Source organism: Streptomyces sp. NRRL WC-3618, assembly GCF_001280005.1.
Lineage (GTDB): Bacteria > Actinomycetota > Actinomycetes > Streptomycetales > Streptomycetaceae > Streptomyces.
This window is the reverse complement of sequence record NZ_LGDW01000236.1, coordinates 35,128-50,700: the sequence shown is the minus strand read 5'-3', so window position 1 is coordinate 50,700 and position 15,573 is coordinate 35,128. Positions and strand designations below refer to the sequence as shown.

15 protein-coding genes and 2 pseudogenes are annotated in these 15,573 nt (G+C 72.1%); 12 read left to right on the top strand and 5 right to left on the bottom strand.

Annotation, left to right across the window (positions count from 1 at the left end; translation table 11 throughout):
- Positions 1 to 17: 17 nt before the first annotated feature.
- On the bottom strand, positions 18 to 194 hold the full coding sequence (locus ADL01_RS44810) for a hypothetical protein (RefSeq protein WP_159049587.1): 177 nt from the start codon (positions 192 to 194) through the stop codon (positions 18 to 20).
- A 183-nt stretch (positions 195 to 377) separates the two neighbouring features.
- On the opposite strand from ADL01_RS44810, the gene ADL01_RS20485 reads away from it, so the two are divergent.
- From ADL01_RS20485 to ADL01_RS20450, 11 genes and pseudogenes are all read left to right on the top strand, one after another.
- A complete protein-coding gene (locus tag ADL01_RS20485; protein ID WP_053743470.1) occupies positions 378 to 2,426 on the top strand; it encodes an APC family permease in 2,049 nt (682 codons plus the stop codon).
- A 118-nt stretch (positions 2,427 to 2,544) separates the two neighbouring features.
- Positions 2,545 to 3,873 (top strand): class I SAM-dependent RNA methyltransferase, encoded by a 1,329-nt coding sequence (locus tag ADL01_RS20480; RefSeq protein ID WP_053743469.1) that lies wholly within the window; start codon positions 2,545 to 2,547, stop codon positions 3,871 to 3,873.
- A gap of 685 nt (positions 3,874 to 4,558) precedes the next feature.
- The gene (locus tag ADL01_RS20475; protein ID WP_078960649.1) at positions 4,559 to 5,029 is read left to right on the top strand and encodes an HAD-IIIA family hydrolase; all 471 of its coding nucleotides are present in this window, start codon (positions 4,559 to 4,561) and stop codon (positions 5,027 to 5,029) included.
- On the top strand, positions 5,026 to 6,015 hold the full coding sequence (locus tag ADL01_RS20470; RefSeq protein WP_053743468.1) for a glycosyltransferase family 9 protein: 990 nt from the start codon (positions 5,026 to 5,028) through the stop codon (positions 6,013 to 6,015). The genes ADL01_RS20475 and ADL01_RS20470 overlap by 4 nt, the downstream gene beginning before the upstream one ends.
- Positions 5,904 to 6,191, top strand: a pseudogene (locus ADL01_RS47830) (glycosyltransferase family 1 protein); the annotation flags it as partial. The gene ADL01_RS20470 and the pseudogene ADL01_RS47830, both read left to right, overlap by 112 nt.
- Before the next feature lie 2 nt (positions 6,192 to 6,193).
- The gene (locus tag ADL01_RS46385; protein ID WP_234354735.1) at positions 6,194 to 6,358 is read left to right on the top strand and encodes a hypothetical protein; all 165 of its coding nucleotides are present in this window, start codon (positions 6,194 to 6,196) and stop codon (positions 6,356 to 6,358) included.
- Position 6,359: 1 nt separating this feature from the next.
- Complete coding sequence (locus ADL01_RS46380) at positions 6,360 to 7,043, top strand: adenylyltransferase/cytidyltransferase family protein (RefSeq protein WP_420719732.1); 684 nt, start codon at positions 6,360 to 6,362, stop codon at positions 7,041 to 7,043.
- Entirely contained in the window at positions 7,040 to 7,993 is a 954-nt protein-coding gene (locus ADL01_RS20460; RefSeq protein ID WP_053743467.1) for a glycosyltransferase family 9 protein, read from the top strand. The genes ADL01_RS46380 and ADL01_RS20460 overlap by 4 nt, the downstream gene beginning before the upstream one ends.
- Complete coding sequence (locus ADL01_RS20455) at positions 7,990 to 8,868, top strand: glycosyltransferase family 2 protein (RefSeq protein WP_053743466.1); 879 nt, start codon at positions 7,990 to 7,992, stop codon at positions 8,866 to 8,868. Before ADL01_RS20460 ends, ADL01_RS20455 begins: the two co-directional genes overlap by 4 nt.
- Before the next feature lie 506 nt (positions 8,869 to 9,374).
- Positions 9,375 to 9,518 (top strand): annotated as a pseudogene (locus tag ADL01_RS44805) (DUF6766 family protein); the annotation flags it as partial.
- A gap of 71 nt (positions 9,519 to 9,589) precedes the next feature.
- A complete protein-coding gene (locus ADL01_RS20450; RefSeq protein ID WP_053743465.1) occupies positions 9,590 to 10,660 on the top strand; it encodes a DNA topoisomerase IB in 1,071 nt (356 codons plus the stop codon).
- Between the two features lie 93 nt (positions 10,661 to 10,753).
- Here ADL01_RS20450 and ADL01_RS20445 read toward each other — a convergent pair whose 3' ends face one another.
- From ADL01_RS20445 to ADL01_RS20430, 4 genes are all read right to left on the bottom strand, one after another.
- Positions 10,754 to 12,025, bottom strand: a complete 1,272-nt coding sequence (locus ADL01_RS20445) for a cytochrome P450 (protein ID WP_053743464.1) — start codon at positions 12,023 to 12,025, stop codon at positions 10,754 to 10,756.
- Between the two features lie 209 nt (positions 12,026 to 12,234).
- A complete protein-coding gene (locus tag ADL01_RS20440) occupies positions 12,235 to 12,972 on the bottom strand; it encodes a GAF domain-containing protein (protein ID WP_053743463.1) in 738 nt (245 codons plus the stop codon).
- 51 nt (positions 12,973 to 13,023) lie between these two features.
- Positions 13,024 to 13,788 carry a GAF and ANTAR domain-containing protein gene (locus ADL01_RS20435; protein WP_053743462.1) on the bottom strand — a complete coding sequence of 255 codons (765 nt, stop codon included), beginning with the start codon at positions 13,786 to 13,788 and terminating at the stop codon, positions 13,024 to 13,026.
- 372 nt (positions 13,789 to 14,160) lie between these two features.
- Positions 14,161 to 14,505 (bottom strand): ANTAR domain-containing protein, encoded by a 345-nt coding sequence (locus ADL01_RS20430; protein ID WP_053743575.1) that lies wholly within the window; start codon positions 14,503 to 14,505, stop codon positions 14,161 to 14,163.
- A 675-nt stretch (positions 14,506 to 15,180) separates the two neighbouring features.
- Between ADL01_RS20430 and ADL01_RS20425 the strand changes: the two genes are divergently transcribed.
- Positions 15,181 to 15,375: a hypothetical protein gene (locus ADL01_RS20425; RefSeq protein WP_053743461.1), complete on the top strand. Its 195-nt coding sequence runs from the start codon at positions 15,181 to 15,183 to the stop codon at positions 15,373 to 15,375.
- The last annotated feature ends 198 nt before the right edge of the window (positions 15,376 to 15,573 follow it).

Below are 15,573 nucleotides of genomic sequence, written 5' to 3'. Positions count from 1 at the left end.
TTGGCTTGGACAGGGTCTCAGACCCCTGTCCAAGCTTCACACGCACGGTCGACGGAGGGCACCCCGTGTGCGGCCCGTGTCTGGTCGCGGGTCCCCTGCCTGCGGCTGATGCTGCGGACGCTGGCCAGGGTCAGGAGGGCAACGGCGACGAGGGTGACGCCGGCGCCGATCAGCTCCGCGGCGAGATGCGGCATGTGGGCTCCTGGGAAGAGAGGGGGTAAAGGGGGCATAAAGATCTCTGTGATTTCGTCATATAGCCATGAGGACGCCGTTCCGGGTGTATCCACCTGTCTCGCATGCCGGGATTTCACTCCGCGGACCGGCCGTATGTCACCCGGATGTGCCCAGAACAAGTCGGGGAGCTTACGATCCTGTCCGTGTCCAAACTGACCGACGTGCCCAAACGGATCCTGATCGGGCGCGCACTGCGCAGTGATCGGCTCGGCGAAACGCTGCTGCCGAAGCGCATCGCTCTCCCCGTCTTCGCTTCCGACCCGCTCTCCTCCGTTGCCTACGCTCCCGGGGAAGTGCTGCTGGTCCTGTCGATCGCGGGCGTGTCGGCGTACCACTTCAGCCCGTGGATCGCGGTCGCTGTCGTCGTACTGATGTTCACCGTGGTCGCCTCCTACCGGCAGAACGTGCACGCGTACCCGAGCGGCGGCGGCGACTACGAGGTGGCGACCACCAACCTCGGCCCCAAGGCCGGCCTCACGGTCGCCAGCGCGCTGCTCGTCGACTACGTGCTCACCGTCGCCGTCTCGATCGCCTCCGGCATCGAGAACCTCGGCTCCGCGGTCCCCTTCGTCGTCGAGCACAAGGTGCTGTGCGCGGTCGCCGTCATCGTGCTGCTGACGCTGATGAACCTGCGGGGCGTCAAGGAGTCCGGGAAGCTGTTCGCGATCCCGACGTACGTGTTCGTCGCGGGCGTCTTCGTCATGATCGCGTGGGGCGCGTTCCGTGGCCTGGTGCTGGGCGACACCATGCACGCGCCCACCGCCGGCTACACGATCAAGGCCGAACACCAGGGCCTCGCCGGGTTCGCCCTCGTGTTCCTGCTGTTGCGCGCCTTCTCCTCCGGGTGCGCCGCGCTCACCGGCGTCGAGGCCATCTCCAACGGTGTGCCGGCGTTCCGCAAGCCCAAGTCCAAGAACGCGGCGACCACGCTGGCCGCGATGGGCCTCCTCGCCGTCACGATGTTCTGCGGGATCATCGTGCTGGCCATGGCCACCAACGTGCGCATGGCCGAGAACCCGGCCACCGACCTGCTGGACAAGGGAGTGGCGGTCGGCTCCGGATACGTCCAGAACCCGGTGATCTCGCAGGTCGCCGAGGCCGTGTTCGGTGACGGCAGCTTCTTCTTCATCCTGCTCGCCGCCGCCACCGCGCTGGTCCTCTTCCTGGCCGCCAACACCGCGTACAACGGCTTCCCGCTGCTGGGCTCGATCCTCGCGCAGGACCGCTACCTGCCGCGCCAGCTGCACACGCGCGGCGACCGGCTCGCCTTCTCCAACGGCATCGTGCTGCTCGCCGGTGCGGCGATCCTGCTGGTGTGGATCTACGGGGCGGACTCGACCCGCCTCATCCAGCTGTACATCGTCGGCGTGTTCGTGTCCTTCACGCTCAGCCAGACCGGCATGGTCCGGCACTGGAACCGCCACCTGGCCGCCGAGAAGGACCAGGCGAAGCGTCGGCAGATGATGCGCTCCCGCGCCATCAACACCTTCGGCGCCTTCTTCACCGGCCTCGTGCTGGTCGTCGTACTCGGTACGAAGTTCACGCACGGTGCCTGGGTGGCGCTGCTCGGCATGGTGATCTTCTACGCGGTGATGACCGCCATCCGTAAGCACTACGACCGCGTCTCCGAGGAGATCGCGGCCCCGGAGGGCCCCAGCGACGACAGCGTACGGCCGTCGAGGGTGCACTCGGTCGTCCTGATCTCGAAGATCCACCGGCCCACACTGCGCGCGCTCGCGTACGCGAAGCTGATGCGTTCCGACACGTTGGAAGCGCTCAGCGTCAATGTTGATCCAGTCGAGACGAAGGCGCTGCAGGAGGAGTGGGAGCGACGGGGGATCACCGTGCCGCTCAAGGTGCTCGACTCGCCGTACCGGGAGATCACCCGGCCGGTCATCGAGTACGTGAAGGGGCTGCGCCGGGAGTCGCCGCGCGACGCCGTGTCCGTGATCATCCCGGAGTACGTGGTCGGCCACTGGTACGAGCAGTTGCTGCACAACCAGAGCGCGCTGCGCCTCAAGGGCCGCCTGCTGTTCACCCCGGGCGTCATGGTGACGTCGGTGCCCTACCAGCTCCAGTCGTCCGAGGTGGCCAAGAAGCGGGCCCGCAAGCGGCAGGAATGGAACGCCCCCGGATCCGTCCGGCGCGGGCCCGCCGAGGAGCGGACGCGGGAATCGGGCGCGAAGGACTGACGGTCCCGGCATCCGGGTCCGGCGCGGGCTTGTGGTGAGCGGTCGGGCGGCGCCCACGTAGACTGGTGGGCTGTTGTCCGGCCGTTCCGTTTTCTCTCTCCCCTGGAGTTACCCCGCCATGCAGGCAGAACCCAAGAAATCGCTGGCGGGAGTGGAGTACGAGGTCGAGGTCGGGCCCGTCGCCCACGGCGGCCACTGCGTCGCCCGTACGGACGACGGGCAGGTGCTCTTCGTACGGCACACGCTGCCCGGTGAGCGCGTCGTGGCCCGGGTGACCGAGGGCGAGGAAGGCGCGCGGTTCCTGCGCGCGGACGCGGTGGAGGTGCTGACGGCGTCCAAGGACCGGGTCGAGGCGCCCTGCCCGTACGCCGGCCCCGGCCGCTGCGGCGGCTGCGACTGGCAGCACGCCAAGCCGGGCGCCCAGCGCCGCCTCAAGGGCGAGGTCATCACCGAACAGTTGCAGCGGCTCGCCGGGCTGACCCCGGAGGAGGCCGGCTGGGACGGCACGGTCATGCCGGCCGAGGGCGACAAACTGCCGCCGGGCGAGGTTCCCCAGTGGCGTACGCGGGTGCAGTACGCGGTGGACGCGGACGGCAACGCCGGGCTGCGGCGCCACCGTTCGCACGAGGTCGAGCCCATCGAGCACTGCATGATCGCGGCGGCCGGTGTCAGCGAGCTGGGCATCGAGCAGCGTGACTGGGCCGGGATGGAGTCCGTCGACGCGATCGCCGCGACCGGATCGCAGGACCGCATGGTCATCCTGGAGCCGAAGCCGGGCGCCCGCCTGCCCCTGGTCGAGCTCGACAAGCCCGTCTCCGTCATGCGCGTCGAGGAGCACGACGGCGGCATCCACCGTGTCCACGGCCGCGCGTTCGTCCGCGAGCGTGCCGACGGGCGTACGTACCGGGTCGGCAGCGGCGGCTTCTGGCAGGTCCACCCGATGGCGGCGGACACGCTGATGAAGGCGGTCATGCAGGGCCTGCTGCCGCGCAAGGGCGACATGGCCCTCGACCTCTACTGCGGCGTCGGCCTGTTCGCGGGCGCCCTCGCCGACCGGATCGGCGACAAGGGCGCGGTCCTCGGCATCGAGTCGGGCAAGCGCGCGGTCGAGGACGCCCGGCACAACCTCGCCGCCTTCGACCGCGTCCGCATCGAACAGGGCAAGGTCGAGGCGGTTCTGCCGCGCACGGGTATCACCGAGGTCGACCTGATCGTCCTGGACCCGCCACGCGCGGGCGCGGGACGCAAGACGGTCGAGCAGCTGGTGAAGCTCGGGGCACGCAAGATCGCATACGTGGCGTGCGATCCGGCGGCGCTGGCGCGGGACTTGGGGTACTTCCGGGAGGGGGGGTATCGGGTGCGGACTTTGCGGGCTTTTGATTTGTTCCCGATGACTCATCATGTGGAGTGCGTGGCGATTTTGGAGCCTGCTGCGAAGGCGTTCTGACCTGCGGTCTGCCCTGGTGATCATGTGTGGCCGGCCTGTGCCCGCCTGTTTCGCGAAGCGCACGCCGTGGAGCGCGCCGATTGCCAGGCCGCACATGGCTGACCTGGGCTTTCGGCAGTGGGCAGGGAATGGCCAGGTGCTGTTCTCCGGTGCTCGTACAGACGGCACAGGCAATCTCGACGCTGATCTGACGCTCGTTCTGCCGGCGTGTCGGGGGCTTCGTGAACGTCGGCGGCGGCGAGGAGATCACGATGCTCGGCCTGGCCCGCCGGATCGTCGACCTCACCGGCTCCCTCCCGCATCCGTCTCGTCGAGCGCCCCGCCGACGACCCCACGCGTCGTCGGCCCGGCACCCGGCTCGTGCGCGAGCGGCTCGGCCGGCAACGGCGGGTCGGGTGGAGCGAGGGGCTGGAACGCACGACGACTGGTTCACCCGTTCGGCGGCAGCCTGAGTCGACGCGTCGCGCCCGACGCGGACATGCGGACGGACGTCACAGGCCCGCTCCCCCCAAAGCAGCCCGCCTCCGACGACTGAGCCGCCCTGACGTCCGGGGCAGCGCCCGAGCGGTCCGCGCTGGTGCCAGCGGTTGCCCGCAGGCGCGCTGTCTCCAAGTGTGTGAGACAACCTCGGCCGGCACTCGCAGCCCAGGGCAGCACCCTCTCCTTAGGGACGGAGCCACTCACCATGCGCGTCCTCGGCGCCAAAGCCCTGTTCCACGACCCGGTCGCCGCCCTCGCCGACGCGTCCCCCGACACCGCCGGCGTCCGCCGCGTCAACCGGTGCGTAGACGAGCTCCTGGGTCCGTTCGATGTGTGGGCGGTGTGTCCGCACGGACCCGACGGCGGCTGCACCTGCCGCAAGCCCGAACCGGGCCTCGTGCTGTCGGCGACCGGCCGCCTGAGCACCGAACCCGCCGCCTGCCTCGTCATCGGCGACATCGGAGCCGGCCTCGAGGCCGCACGCCGGGCGGGCGCGCACGGCGTCCTCGTACCCACCCCGCAGACGCGGACGCAGGAGACGGCGAGCGCGGACCACGTGGCGCCCGACCTCCTCACCGCCGTGCGCGCGGTACTGGCAGGACCGCCCCAGAGCCGCGTCCTCGTCGACGAACGGCCCATCGAGACCGCCTGCGAAACCGGCGGGAGGCTCCGATGAAAGCACTGGTCGTCCGGCTCGACAGCTTCGGCGACGTGCTGCTGGCCGGACCCGCCGTCCGAGCCGTCGCCGCCCGCGCGGACAGCGTGACCCTGCTCGTCGGGCCGCGCGGCGCGCCGGCCGCCCGTCTGCTGCCGGACGTGGACGACATCCTCGTCTGGGACGCCCCCTGGGTGGGTCTCGACCCTCCGCCCGTCGGCCGCGGCGAGGTGGAGCTGCTCGTCGACGCGATCGACGCGGACGCCGCCGTCGTCCTCACCTCCTTCCACCAGTCACCGCTGCCCACCGCCCTGTTGCTGCGCCTGGCCGGTGTCGGACACATCGCCGCCGACAGCGAGGACTATCCAGGATCACTGCTCGACGTACGCCACCACCGGGCGCCGCACGCCCACGAGGCGGAGGCCGCGCTCGACCTCGCGGAGGCCGCGGGATTCCCCCGGGTCGACGACGGGCGGCTGCGGGTGCTGCCCCCGCCCGCCACCACCGCGGTGACCGGCCCGGGACGGTATGTCGTGGTGCATCCGGGTGCCAGTGTTCCCGCCCGCGCCTGGAGCTGTGAGCGCAGCGCCGACGCCGTGCGCGAACTGGCCGCCGCCGGGCACCGGGTGGTGGTGACCGGGGGGCCGGACGAACGGGACCTGACCGCCTTCGTCGCCGGCGAGCACGGCCTCGACCTCGGCGGCCGTACCGGTCCCGACGAACTGGCCGGTGTGCTGGCCGGGGCCGACGCGGTCGTCTCCGGCAACACCGGACCGGCGCACCTCGCCGCCGCCGTCGGCACCCCCGTCGTCTCGCTCTTCGCGCCGGTCGTGCCGGCCGAGCGCTGGCGGCCGTACGGCGTGCCGTACGTGCTGCTCGGCGACCAGCTGGCGCCCTGCGCGGACAGCAGGGCCCGCACCTGCCCCGTACCCGGCCACCCGTGCCTGGAGTCGGTGACCGGCCACGACGTGGTGGCCGCCGTGGAGAAGCTGAGGGAGGAGACATGAGGACTCTGCTCTGGCACGTGCACGCGTCATGGACCACGGCCTTCGTACAGGGACCGCACACCTACGTCTTCCCGGTCACGCCGGACCGAGCACCCGACCGCCTCGGCCGGGCCCGCACCTTCGACCGGCCCGGCTCCGTCGTCGAGGTCCCGCCGCAGCGCCTGCGGGAGCAGGACACGTGTGGGCGCTCACCGGGGCGGCGCCCAACCCGCTGCCGGCCGGCAGGGACGAGGCCCTGTGTGTCGACGCCGGCTCGGCCGCGACCGTCCAGGAACTCCATCTCGACGCGGTGCACATGCTGTGCGCGGCCTTCGACGCCGCCTTCGAACGGAAGGAGAGCTGACGTGCCCCGTAAGGCTCCGCTCGTGGTCGCCGGCGACGCGCCGCTGGACCGCGACCTGGCGGGCACCGTCGAGCGCCTCGCCCCCGACGCTCCCGTGCCCGTCATCGCCGACCGCGCACAGCGGACGCGGCCGGGTGGCGCCGCCCTCACCGCGTATCTCGCGGCGCGCGACGGCCGCGAGGCCACCCTGATCACCCTGCCCACCGACGCCGTCGACGCCCGCGACCTCGTCGGGCGCGTACGCGCCGACGGTGGCACGGTCGTCGCCGAAGGCGGCTGCTTCGACGTGCTGCCCGCCGGGCACGTGGGGCTGCTCCAGGCCGCCCGACGGCTCGGCGACTGCCTCGTCGTCCGCGTCGACTCCGAATCGTCGGTCAGGCGTCGAAAGGGCCGCGACCGGCCCGTTAACCCACTGTCCGACCGTGTCCGGGTGCTCGACGCGCTGTCCTGCGTCGACGCCGTCGCCGTGTCCGACGACGACACCCCCGAACGGCTGCCGGCCGGCCTGTGCCCCGAGATCTGGGTCAAGGGCGGCGACTACTCCGGCGCCGACCTGCCCGAGGCCGCGCTGCTCCAGGAGTGGAACGGGCAGGCGGTCCCGCCGCCCTGTCTCGACGGCCGCTCCTCGACGGTGATCGTCGCCGGGGCCGGGAAGCGGGCCCAGGCGGGGAAGGCGGCCCGATGAACGCGCGCCCCCGGCTGCTCGTCCTGCGCGCCCTGGGGCTCGGCGACCTCCTGGCCGCCGTCCCGGCGCTGCGCGCACTGCGCCGGGCCTTCCCCGGCCACGAGCTGGTGCTGGCCGCCCCCGGGGAACTCGCCCCGGTGGCCGCCGCGACGGGAGCCGTCGACCGGCTGCTTCCCGCCTCCGCCCCCGGCCGTGCGGTACCGCGCCGCCTCGACTGGACCGGCCCACCGCCCGACCTCGGCGTCGACCTGCACGGCAACGGCCCACCCAGCCACCGGCTCGTGCAGTGCCTGCGACCGGGCAGGCTCCTGGCCTTCGCCCACCCCGACACGCCCGAGATCGACGGGCCGCCCTGGTACGCCGAGGAACACGAACGGGACCGTTGGTGCCGCTTCCTCAGGGCGTACGGCATCCCCGCCGACCCGACCGACCTGCGCCTGCCGTGTCCATCTGACGCCTCACCGGCCCCCGGCGCGACAGTCCTGCACCCCGGCGCCGGAGCGCCCTCGCGGTGCTGGCCCGTCGACCGCTACGCCGCCGTGGCCGCCGCCCTGCGCGAGCGCGGCCACCGAGTCGTGGTCACCGGGGGAGCGGACGAGGGCGATCTGGTGGCCCGGCTGGCGAAGGCGGCACGGCTGCCCGACACCGACGTGTTCGGCGGCGGCCTCCCCTTCGGCCGGCTGTCCGCGCTGGTCGCCGGAGCCCGCACGGTGGTCAGCGGCGACACCGGCATTGCCCACCTCGCCGTCGCCCACGCCACCCCCTCGGTCACCCTCTTCGGACCAGTGCCGCCCAGTCTCTGGGGCCCGCCGGCCCATCGACGCCACCAAGTCCTGTGGCATCCGGGCGGGGACGGTGATCCCCACGGGCGACGCACCGATCCGGCCCTTCTGCGCATCCGGCCCGGGGACGTCCTGGAAGCCCTCGACCGACTCCCCGGCCCGTCATGAACCGGGCCTCCGTCGGCGTCGTCATCGCCACCCGCAACCGCGCGCCCTCGCTCGCGCGCACCCTGCGCCACCTCCTCGACCTCCCCGAGCGGCCGCCGGTCGTCGTCGTCGACAACGCCTCCGACGACGACACCCGCGACATGCTCACCCGCGACTTCCCCGGTGTCGACGTGGTGGCCCTGTCCGCCAATCGCGGCGCCCTCGCCCGCACGGTCGGGGTGCGTGCCCTCAACACCCCGTACGTCGCCTTCAGCGACGACGACTCCTGGTGGGCGCCGGGCGCCCTGAGCCGGTCGGCCGACGTGTTCGACGCCCACCCGCGCCTGGGCCTGCTCTCCGCGCACACCCTCGTCGGACCCGCCGCCGCATCCGACCCGCTCAACGACGTGCTCGCCGCCTCCCCCCTCGGCCGGGCGACCGATCTCCCCGGCGTGCAAATTCTCGGCTTCCTGGCCTGCGCCTGTGTCGTCCGCCGCAGCGCCTACCTCGACGCGGGCGGCTTCCACCCGGTGCTGTTCTTCGGTGGCGAGGAGACCTTGCTGGCCTACGACCTCGCCGCCCGCGGCTGGGGAGTCACCCACTGCCCCGAGGTCGTCGCCCACCATCATCCAGACCCCTCCCCGCGCACCGGCCGCCCGGTCGCCGTCCTGCGCAACGCCCTGCTCACCGCGTGGCTGCGCCGGCCGCTGCCCTACGCGCTGGCCCGCACCCGGGACCTGGCCGCCGACGCCCGCCGCGATCCCCACGCGCGCCGGGCACTGCGCGAGACCCTCGCCCGTCTGCCCGCCGCACTGGGCGCGCGTCGCCCGCTGCCCCCGCACGTCGAACGCGCCGCCCGCGCCCTGGACACCGCATCCGCCGGAGAAACGGTATGACCGGCCACGGCACGACTGCCGTTGTGCCGAGCCACGGCTGCCGTTGTGCCGAGCCACGGCTGCCGTTGTGCCGAGCCACGGCCGCCGTTGTGCCGACCCACCACCGCCGCCAGGAAGGACCGAACCCGATGCGGTCCGCCCGGACCGCCGGACCCCTCCGCCCGACTGTCGCCGGCAGCGGCCGGGCCGACGGCACAGCCGCCGTCGGCCGCCGACGGCCTCACCCGGCCCCGTCGTCGTGCGGGTCGTGACCGCCTTCGACTGATCCGGCACGCCCGGACGGACCTCGATCGGTTGCGGCCGCCGAACGACGCCTGCCTCCTCGGTGAGCGTACGGTCGGGGCGACCCGATGCCGCCCGATGCCACACGGGAGGCCCCATGTCAGGACGGTGGTTCGGCCGGGGCGCCGTGGCGGTGGTCGTCCTCCCGTCTTCCACTGCGTGCGGAACGCCGTCGGAGCGGCGCGACAGTGTCACGCTGCGACTGACGCGATGCGAGCGTGCACTGGAGCCGCACCCCGCAGAACTGGCAGTCCGAACTGCTCGCCGTCGCCTCCCTGGCCGTCGTCGCCATCCATCTGAGGCGCCGCGGATCGCCGGGGTCCAAGCCGGTCGGGGCCTCCGACTCCGCCACCGGGATCGAGGGCTGACTCCCGGGGCGCGACGGCATGAGGAAGCCCGCTCGGGGCACTCGACGAGGGAAGATCGAGCAGGAGATCGGATGCGTCTTCACCACAGTCGCCCCGTCGACCCCGGCTTCCGCCGCGTCCGCCACGGACGGGGCTTCCGCTACCTCGATGCCCGGGGGGAGCCGCTGCGTGATCCGGTCCAACTGGCCCGGATCCGGGATCTGGTCATACCGCCGGCCTGGCGGGACGTGTGGATCTGTACCAGGGCCAACGGGCATCTGCAGGCCGTCGGCACCGACGCGGCCGGCCGCCGCCAGTACCTCTACCACCCGCAGTTCCGTGCCCAGCAGGAGCAGGCCAAACACGAGCACGTGCTCGACGTCGCCGAGGTCCTGCCCGCGCTACGGGAGGCCGTCGACAGACATCTGCGCGAGCGCGGGCTGACCCGGCAGCGGGTCGTGGCCACTGCGGTACGCCTGCTCGACCTCGGGTTCTTCCGCATCGGCAGCGACCGCTACACCGAACTGAACCACAGCTACGGCCTCACCACACTGCTGCGCGAGCACTCGCGCTGCCAAGCGAGCACCGTCTCGTTCACGTACACCGGCAAGCACGGCAAAGAGATCGTGCGGAGCGTCGCGGACCCCGCCGCCTGCCGCTGCCTCACCGCGCTGCTGCGCCGCCGGGGCGGCGACGAGCGGGTCTTCGCGTACTGGGAGCGGCGATCCTGGCATGCGGTGACCGGTGACGACGTCAACGCGTACCTCAAGGAGATCGCCGGCCTGGACATCACGGCCAAGGACTTCCGCACCTGGCACGCCACCGTCATGGCCGCCGTCGCCCTGGCCGTCTCCGAGCCCGCGGCGCGCAGCGAGAGCGCCCGGCGCCGGGCCATCGCCCGGGCGGCGCGCGAGGTGGCCGGGTATCTCGGCAACACGCCCGCAGTCTGCCGCGCCTCCTACATCAACCCTCGGGTGATCGAGTTGTACGAGGAGGGCGTGACGGTCGCCGCAGCCCTGCCTCACCTCGGCGACGAGGGCGCCTGCGGCGTCCCCGCCACTCATGGACCCGTCGAACGGGCAGTGCTGCACATGCTCCGGAACGGACAGTCGTCCAGGCGCGGCGCCGGGCCGAGCGGCCCTGTGCGCCCGGCCGACGGCTGACGCCCCTGTCGTCCGCTCACGGCGGCACCCCGTGAGCCGGCGCGGAGGACGGGCCCGACCGACGCGCGACCGGGCCCGTCCCGGCCGTGGATGTCACACGGCCGTCAGCTTCCGCTCGCTCGGCGCGCGCACGTCCCGCACGGCGAAGCCGCTGCGCACACGGGCCGGAATGCGCCGCAACGAAATCCTCAGGTCCTGGTCGGGAACGGTGTATTCGAGGCCGGCCAGGCGCAGCGCGAGGGCTTCGAGCAGTCCGATGGTCAGGCCCTCGCCGGGGCAGCGGTGTCCGCTGCGCGGTTCGCCGCCGCCCTGCGGGATCAGTTCGTCACGCCCGACCGGGTGCTCGAAAAACCGCTGCGGCCGGAAGACGTAGGGGTCGCCCCACAGTTCCTCGTCGTGGTTCTGACCGAAGACGTCGAGCAGAACCATCGCGCCGGAAGGCACCGGGACGCCCTTCCAGGACAGGTCCCGGACGGCGAGGCCGCCGAGGAACGGCACGAACGGGTAGAAGCGGCGCACTTCGTGGACGAAGGCGGCGGTGTAGGCGGTGTCGCCGCCACGCAGCCGCTCGCGCTGGTGGGGCCGCAGGTGCAGCGCGTGCGCCGCGTAGGCGACGAACCAGCAGACCGCGACGGTGGGGCGGACGACGTTCAGCAGCTCGACGGCGGCCGTATGCGGGCGCAGCAGCTCGCCGGTGGCCTCGTGGTGCCGGCACACGGAGGCGAGCACCGACCCCTCGGGTGCGAGGACCCGGCCCGAGCGGACATCCTCCACCAGTCGGCTGAAACGCTCCTCCTGACGGCTTCGGGCACGCCGCGCACGCCAGTGCCGGGGCCCGGCGGTGGCGAAGCCGTCGACCATGGCGACCAGGTCACGGGCGAGACGCTCCGTGTCTCCGGCGCCCTCGTCCAGCGGGACGCCCGCCCAGCGGCACACGCCGCGGGTGAGGACCACGCTCGCCGCGTCGAAGAGCACGATCTGGTCGGCCCCGCTCCACTCGCGTACCGCCTCGTCCCAGGCCGGAACGACGTGCTCGACCAGACAGGCGATCCGGTCGGCCCGCAGCAGCGGCAGGAAGAACTCCTTGCGGGCGAGGTGGGCGCCCCCGTCGAGCGTGTGCACGGCGTCGTGGCCGAACAAGGTGCTCAGCACCGGTGGCGGGAGGGCGCCCTCGCGGCGCACGTTGTGTTCGTCGTAGAAGAACCGCACGGCGTCCGGCCCGCGTACGACGAGCGCGGGTTTGCCCAGCACGCGGGTGCGCGCCGCGCCGTCGGGGCGCTCGTGCAGCAGGCCGGGCAGCCAGGCGTAGCCCTGGGCGAGAGCCGTCAGGGAGCGGTCGATCACAGGCGATGTCCATACGTCCATGGCCGCAGAGTTCCCACATCCGCGACACGGACACGTACGGACGTACGGACGGTCTCCGAGGGGTCGCGTGGCGTGGAGTCCAACCGTAAATGCGTTGTTCACCCAGACGCCGATCCGGCCGAACTCCGCCACGGCATGGCGCGCCAGGTTCCCGACCGCTCGGCCGTCAACGGACCACAACGGTCCCCGTCCCGAACCCCGGCGAGGTGTTACCGGATGCGCTGTGCCTCGACGACCGCAGCGGGGGGCATCCGCCGGTCGACCAGGGCATGGACGGTCTCCGTGAGACGAACCCGCCGCCCGCTCGCGTACGCGGTGAGCAGTCGGGCGGCCTCACCCACGGTGACGTCCGCGTACTGAGCGACCATCCCTTTGGCGATCTCCAGCGTGGCCTTCGAGGCGATGGCGCTCTGCACACGGGTGATGACGTCGTCGGCCCGTACGGGCTCGCTGGACCAGTGCATCAGTGCCAGCGCCGCCGAGTCGGCGAGCGCCTGCGCGACATGGAGGTCGTCGGAGGGGAGTCGACCCGACGGCCGACGCAGCAGAGTGAGCGCGCCGAGGGGCCGATCCTGCAGCCGGACCGGGATCGCCTGCAGGGAGCCGAATCCGGATCCCGCCATGGCGGCGACGAGCTGAGGCCAGCGCTCGCGGTCGACGGTGATGTCGGGCACGCTCACCGGCTCGCCCGTGCGATAGCAGTCCATGCACGGGCCGCGGCCGTTCTGCAGTTGCATCAGTTCGGCGAAGGTGGCGTCCTCGTCCGTCGACGCCATGGTCCGCAGATCACCGCGTGCGTCGGCGATCATCACAGCCGCCGCGTCCACGTCCAGCAGGTCGTGGCAGGCGTGCACCAGGCGATGGAAGAGATGCAGCGGGTCGAACTCCGCGGCGTAGGTGTCCGACAAAGCAAGGAAAGCCTGCGCCAGCAGGCGCTCGCGGTTCATGGTCGCCTCCCCGGCGCGGTCGTTACGGATACCGGCACGAATGCCGGCCGCTCAGTCATCGCGGAGGTCCATGGTGCGGTCGATGATCGCCTGGGCCACTTCCGTGGCGGTACGGCCCTGGGCGAAGGCCCGCGCGCGCAGCCGCAGCAGCGCCTCCTCGGCGCTCACGCCGAGTTGCATCATGATCATCCCGGTGGCCTGATGCACCTCCTCCCGGTCCGCTTCCACTCCTGACAGCCACGTTACGACTCCTTGGGAGACGGGGGAAGCGTGATCGAGGGCGATGACGGCCAGGGTGACCGCATCCGCCACCAGCAGCATGGTCCGCACATGATCGCTGGGCAGCGAGCCCGGACTCTCCCGGTACAGGTCGAGCGTGCCGAGAGCGCTTCCGGCGCCCGTCAGCGGAGTCGAGAAAACCGCTCGTGCCCCCGCCCTGACCGCCTGGACGGAGAACAGGGGCCAGCGACGCGTGTCGGGAGCGCGGGCCAGATCCGTCGCGAACACGGGCGCACGCAGCCGGGCGGCCTCGCGGCACGGTCCCTCGCCGAGCGTGTACTGAAGCTCGGCCAGCTGCGCGGCGACGCCGTCGCTGGCACACAACACGATTCCGGTGTCCGAGCCGTCCCCGAGCACCGACACCGAAAGCCCCAGGCCCGTCGGAAGCAGCCCGACACAAGCACGGCACAGTGCGTCCGGCACCTCCGGCGGAGGGAGTCCGCGCACAGCCGCGATGAGCCGGTGAGCGATGCGGGCGCGTTCGATGTCCGTCTCTCCCGCGGCGTCTCCGCCGCCCAGCAGATCGTCGCCGGACATGCTCGTCACCTCCCCGCAGTCGCTCCGTATACACGGTCTTGTCCGATCCTGGCACATGAACACGCGTCGTCGCGCACCACCTGTGGGAGGTGTGGCCGGCGGTCTCGGCGGGCGAACGACGACGGCGCCCGGGGCTCGGCCTCCCTGGCGTCGTTCGCGCGCGACCCGGGTGGAAATGCCGTCCGGGCGAAGGACGGGGAGGACCGGGTCGGTACACCCGTGGCCCGGCGGGAAACCGTTTCGGCCGGGAACGTGAGGGGATACGGATGGCCGGAGGTCGTGTCGTGTGCGGGTTCGGAAGTGAGCCGGCATTCAGTTCGTCCGCCACTCTGCCTCCCGTCCCGATGTGACGGCCTGGCGGCAGAGCGGACGTCACGACGACCGTGGGGCGATCAGGGCTCTGCCCAGAGCCGAGCGGACCTCGTCGGACAGTTCCCCGCCCTGGACCCAGCCGACGATCTGTTCGCAGACCTGCCGCAGTTTGGTGTTGGTGTGCTGGGAGACCTCCCGCAGTACTCCGAATCCCTGGTCGGGACGCAGGCCGCCGAGGGAGATGATCACATCGATCGCCTGGTCGATCACAGCGTGGGAGACGATCGCCTCCTCCAGCTGACCGATCTCGGTCTGCAACTCGCCGATCCTGTCGAGGAGGCGGCCCCGGGCGGGGACCGAGTGCACAGCCGTCCCTGCGCGCGTGCCGTTCAGCGTGTCATCCATCGCGATCACATCCCACATCCCGGGCCTCCCGCCCGAGTCGCCGAAGCCGAATGGTGAGTACGACGCTTCGACTATTACCCCATGAATTCGCTTCCTTTGTTACCCCATGAGACCGCTTCCTGGCATCCCACGAACCCGCCGCCCGCCCAGCGGCGGGTCCGGGGGTCTGCTGCCCCTCGCCCAAGGCAGTGCGGAAGGTGTGGGCGGACAGTGATCACGACGGTGAAGCGGTGCCGTCGACACCTTCCTGATCCGTTGCGACGGCCCCGAGCCGGCCACCGGGACCTGGGCGGGGAACCGCCCCGGACCAGATGGTGGTGAGCCGTGGGCGAGCCCGTCCCCCACCACCCGGTGAGGCGGGATCGAGTATCCCGGCAGTCGCCGAAGGGGACTCCCTGCGGCTCGGGTGGGCGCGCCGTCCGGAGCGCTTCGCCTTCCCGGCCGGCCGGCGGCTGCCGGACGTTCTCGAAGCGCACGACGCGCCGGTCCCCGTGTCGGAGGCGGCGCGCGAACCGCCAAAGAGCGGCGAGTACGCCCACGCGACCGAGGTGGTGAAGGCGCTCGGCCGCGACCCACGGTATGAGAGGTGGCGCCGCACGTTCCAGACGGCCCCGGTGGGTTACCCGTCTGATCGGCAAGTGTTTGGTCGAACAGGTGGAGCAAGGAGGAGAGCTGATGTCGAATCCGCAACAGCCTGAGCTGCGGCGCAGTGACAAGGGGGCGGGTACTCCGCAGGACAGCCAGTCTCGCAAGGCGGCGGAGCCGGGCCAGGAGGGCGGCGGCCACGCCCATGGCACGGACCGCGGGAACAAGGGCGGCGGCAAGGGCGGCGGTGTGCCTCCCGAGCAGCAGCCGGACCACCCGGCCTGAGCTGACGCCGTCGGCACGCCGCCCGCCCCGGCGGACACCTACGCGGGCGTATGTGCCGTCCGAGCACGCGAGGCACGGCCCACGGGCCGTGCCTCGGCTTCTGTTTCCCGCTGCGGCGGCTGAGTCACCTGCTGCTGCCCGGTAAGCGCTCCTTCAGCCACTCCTGCGCGCAGCTGGTGCGCACCCGAGCCGATGAAT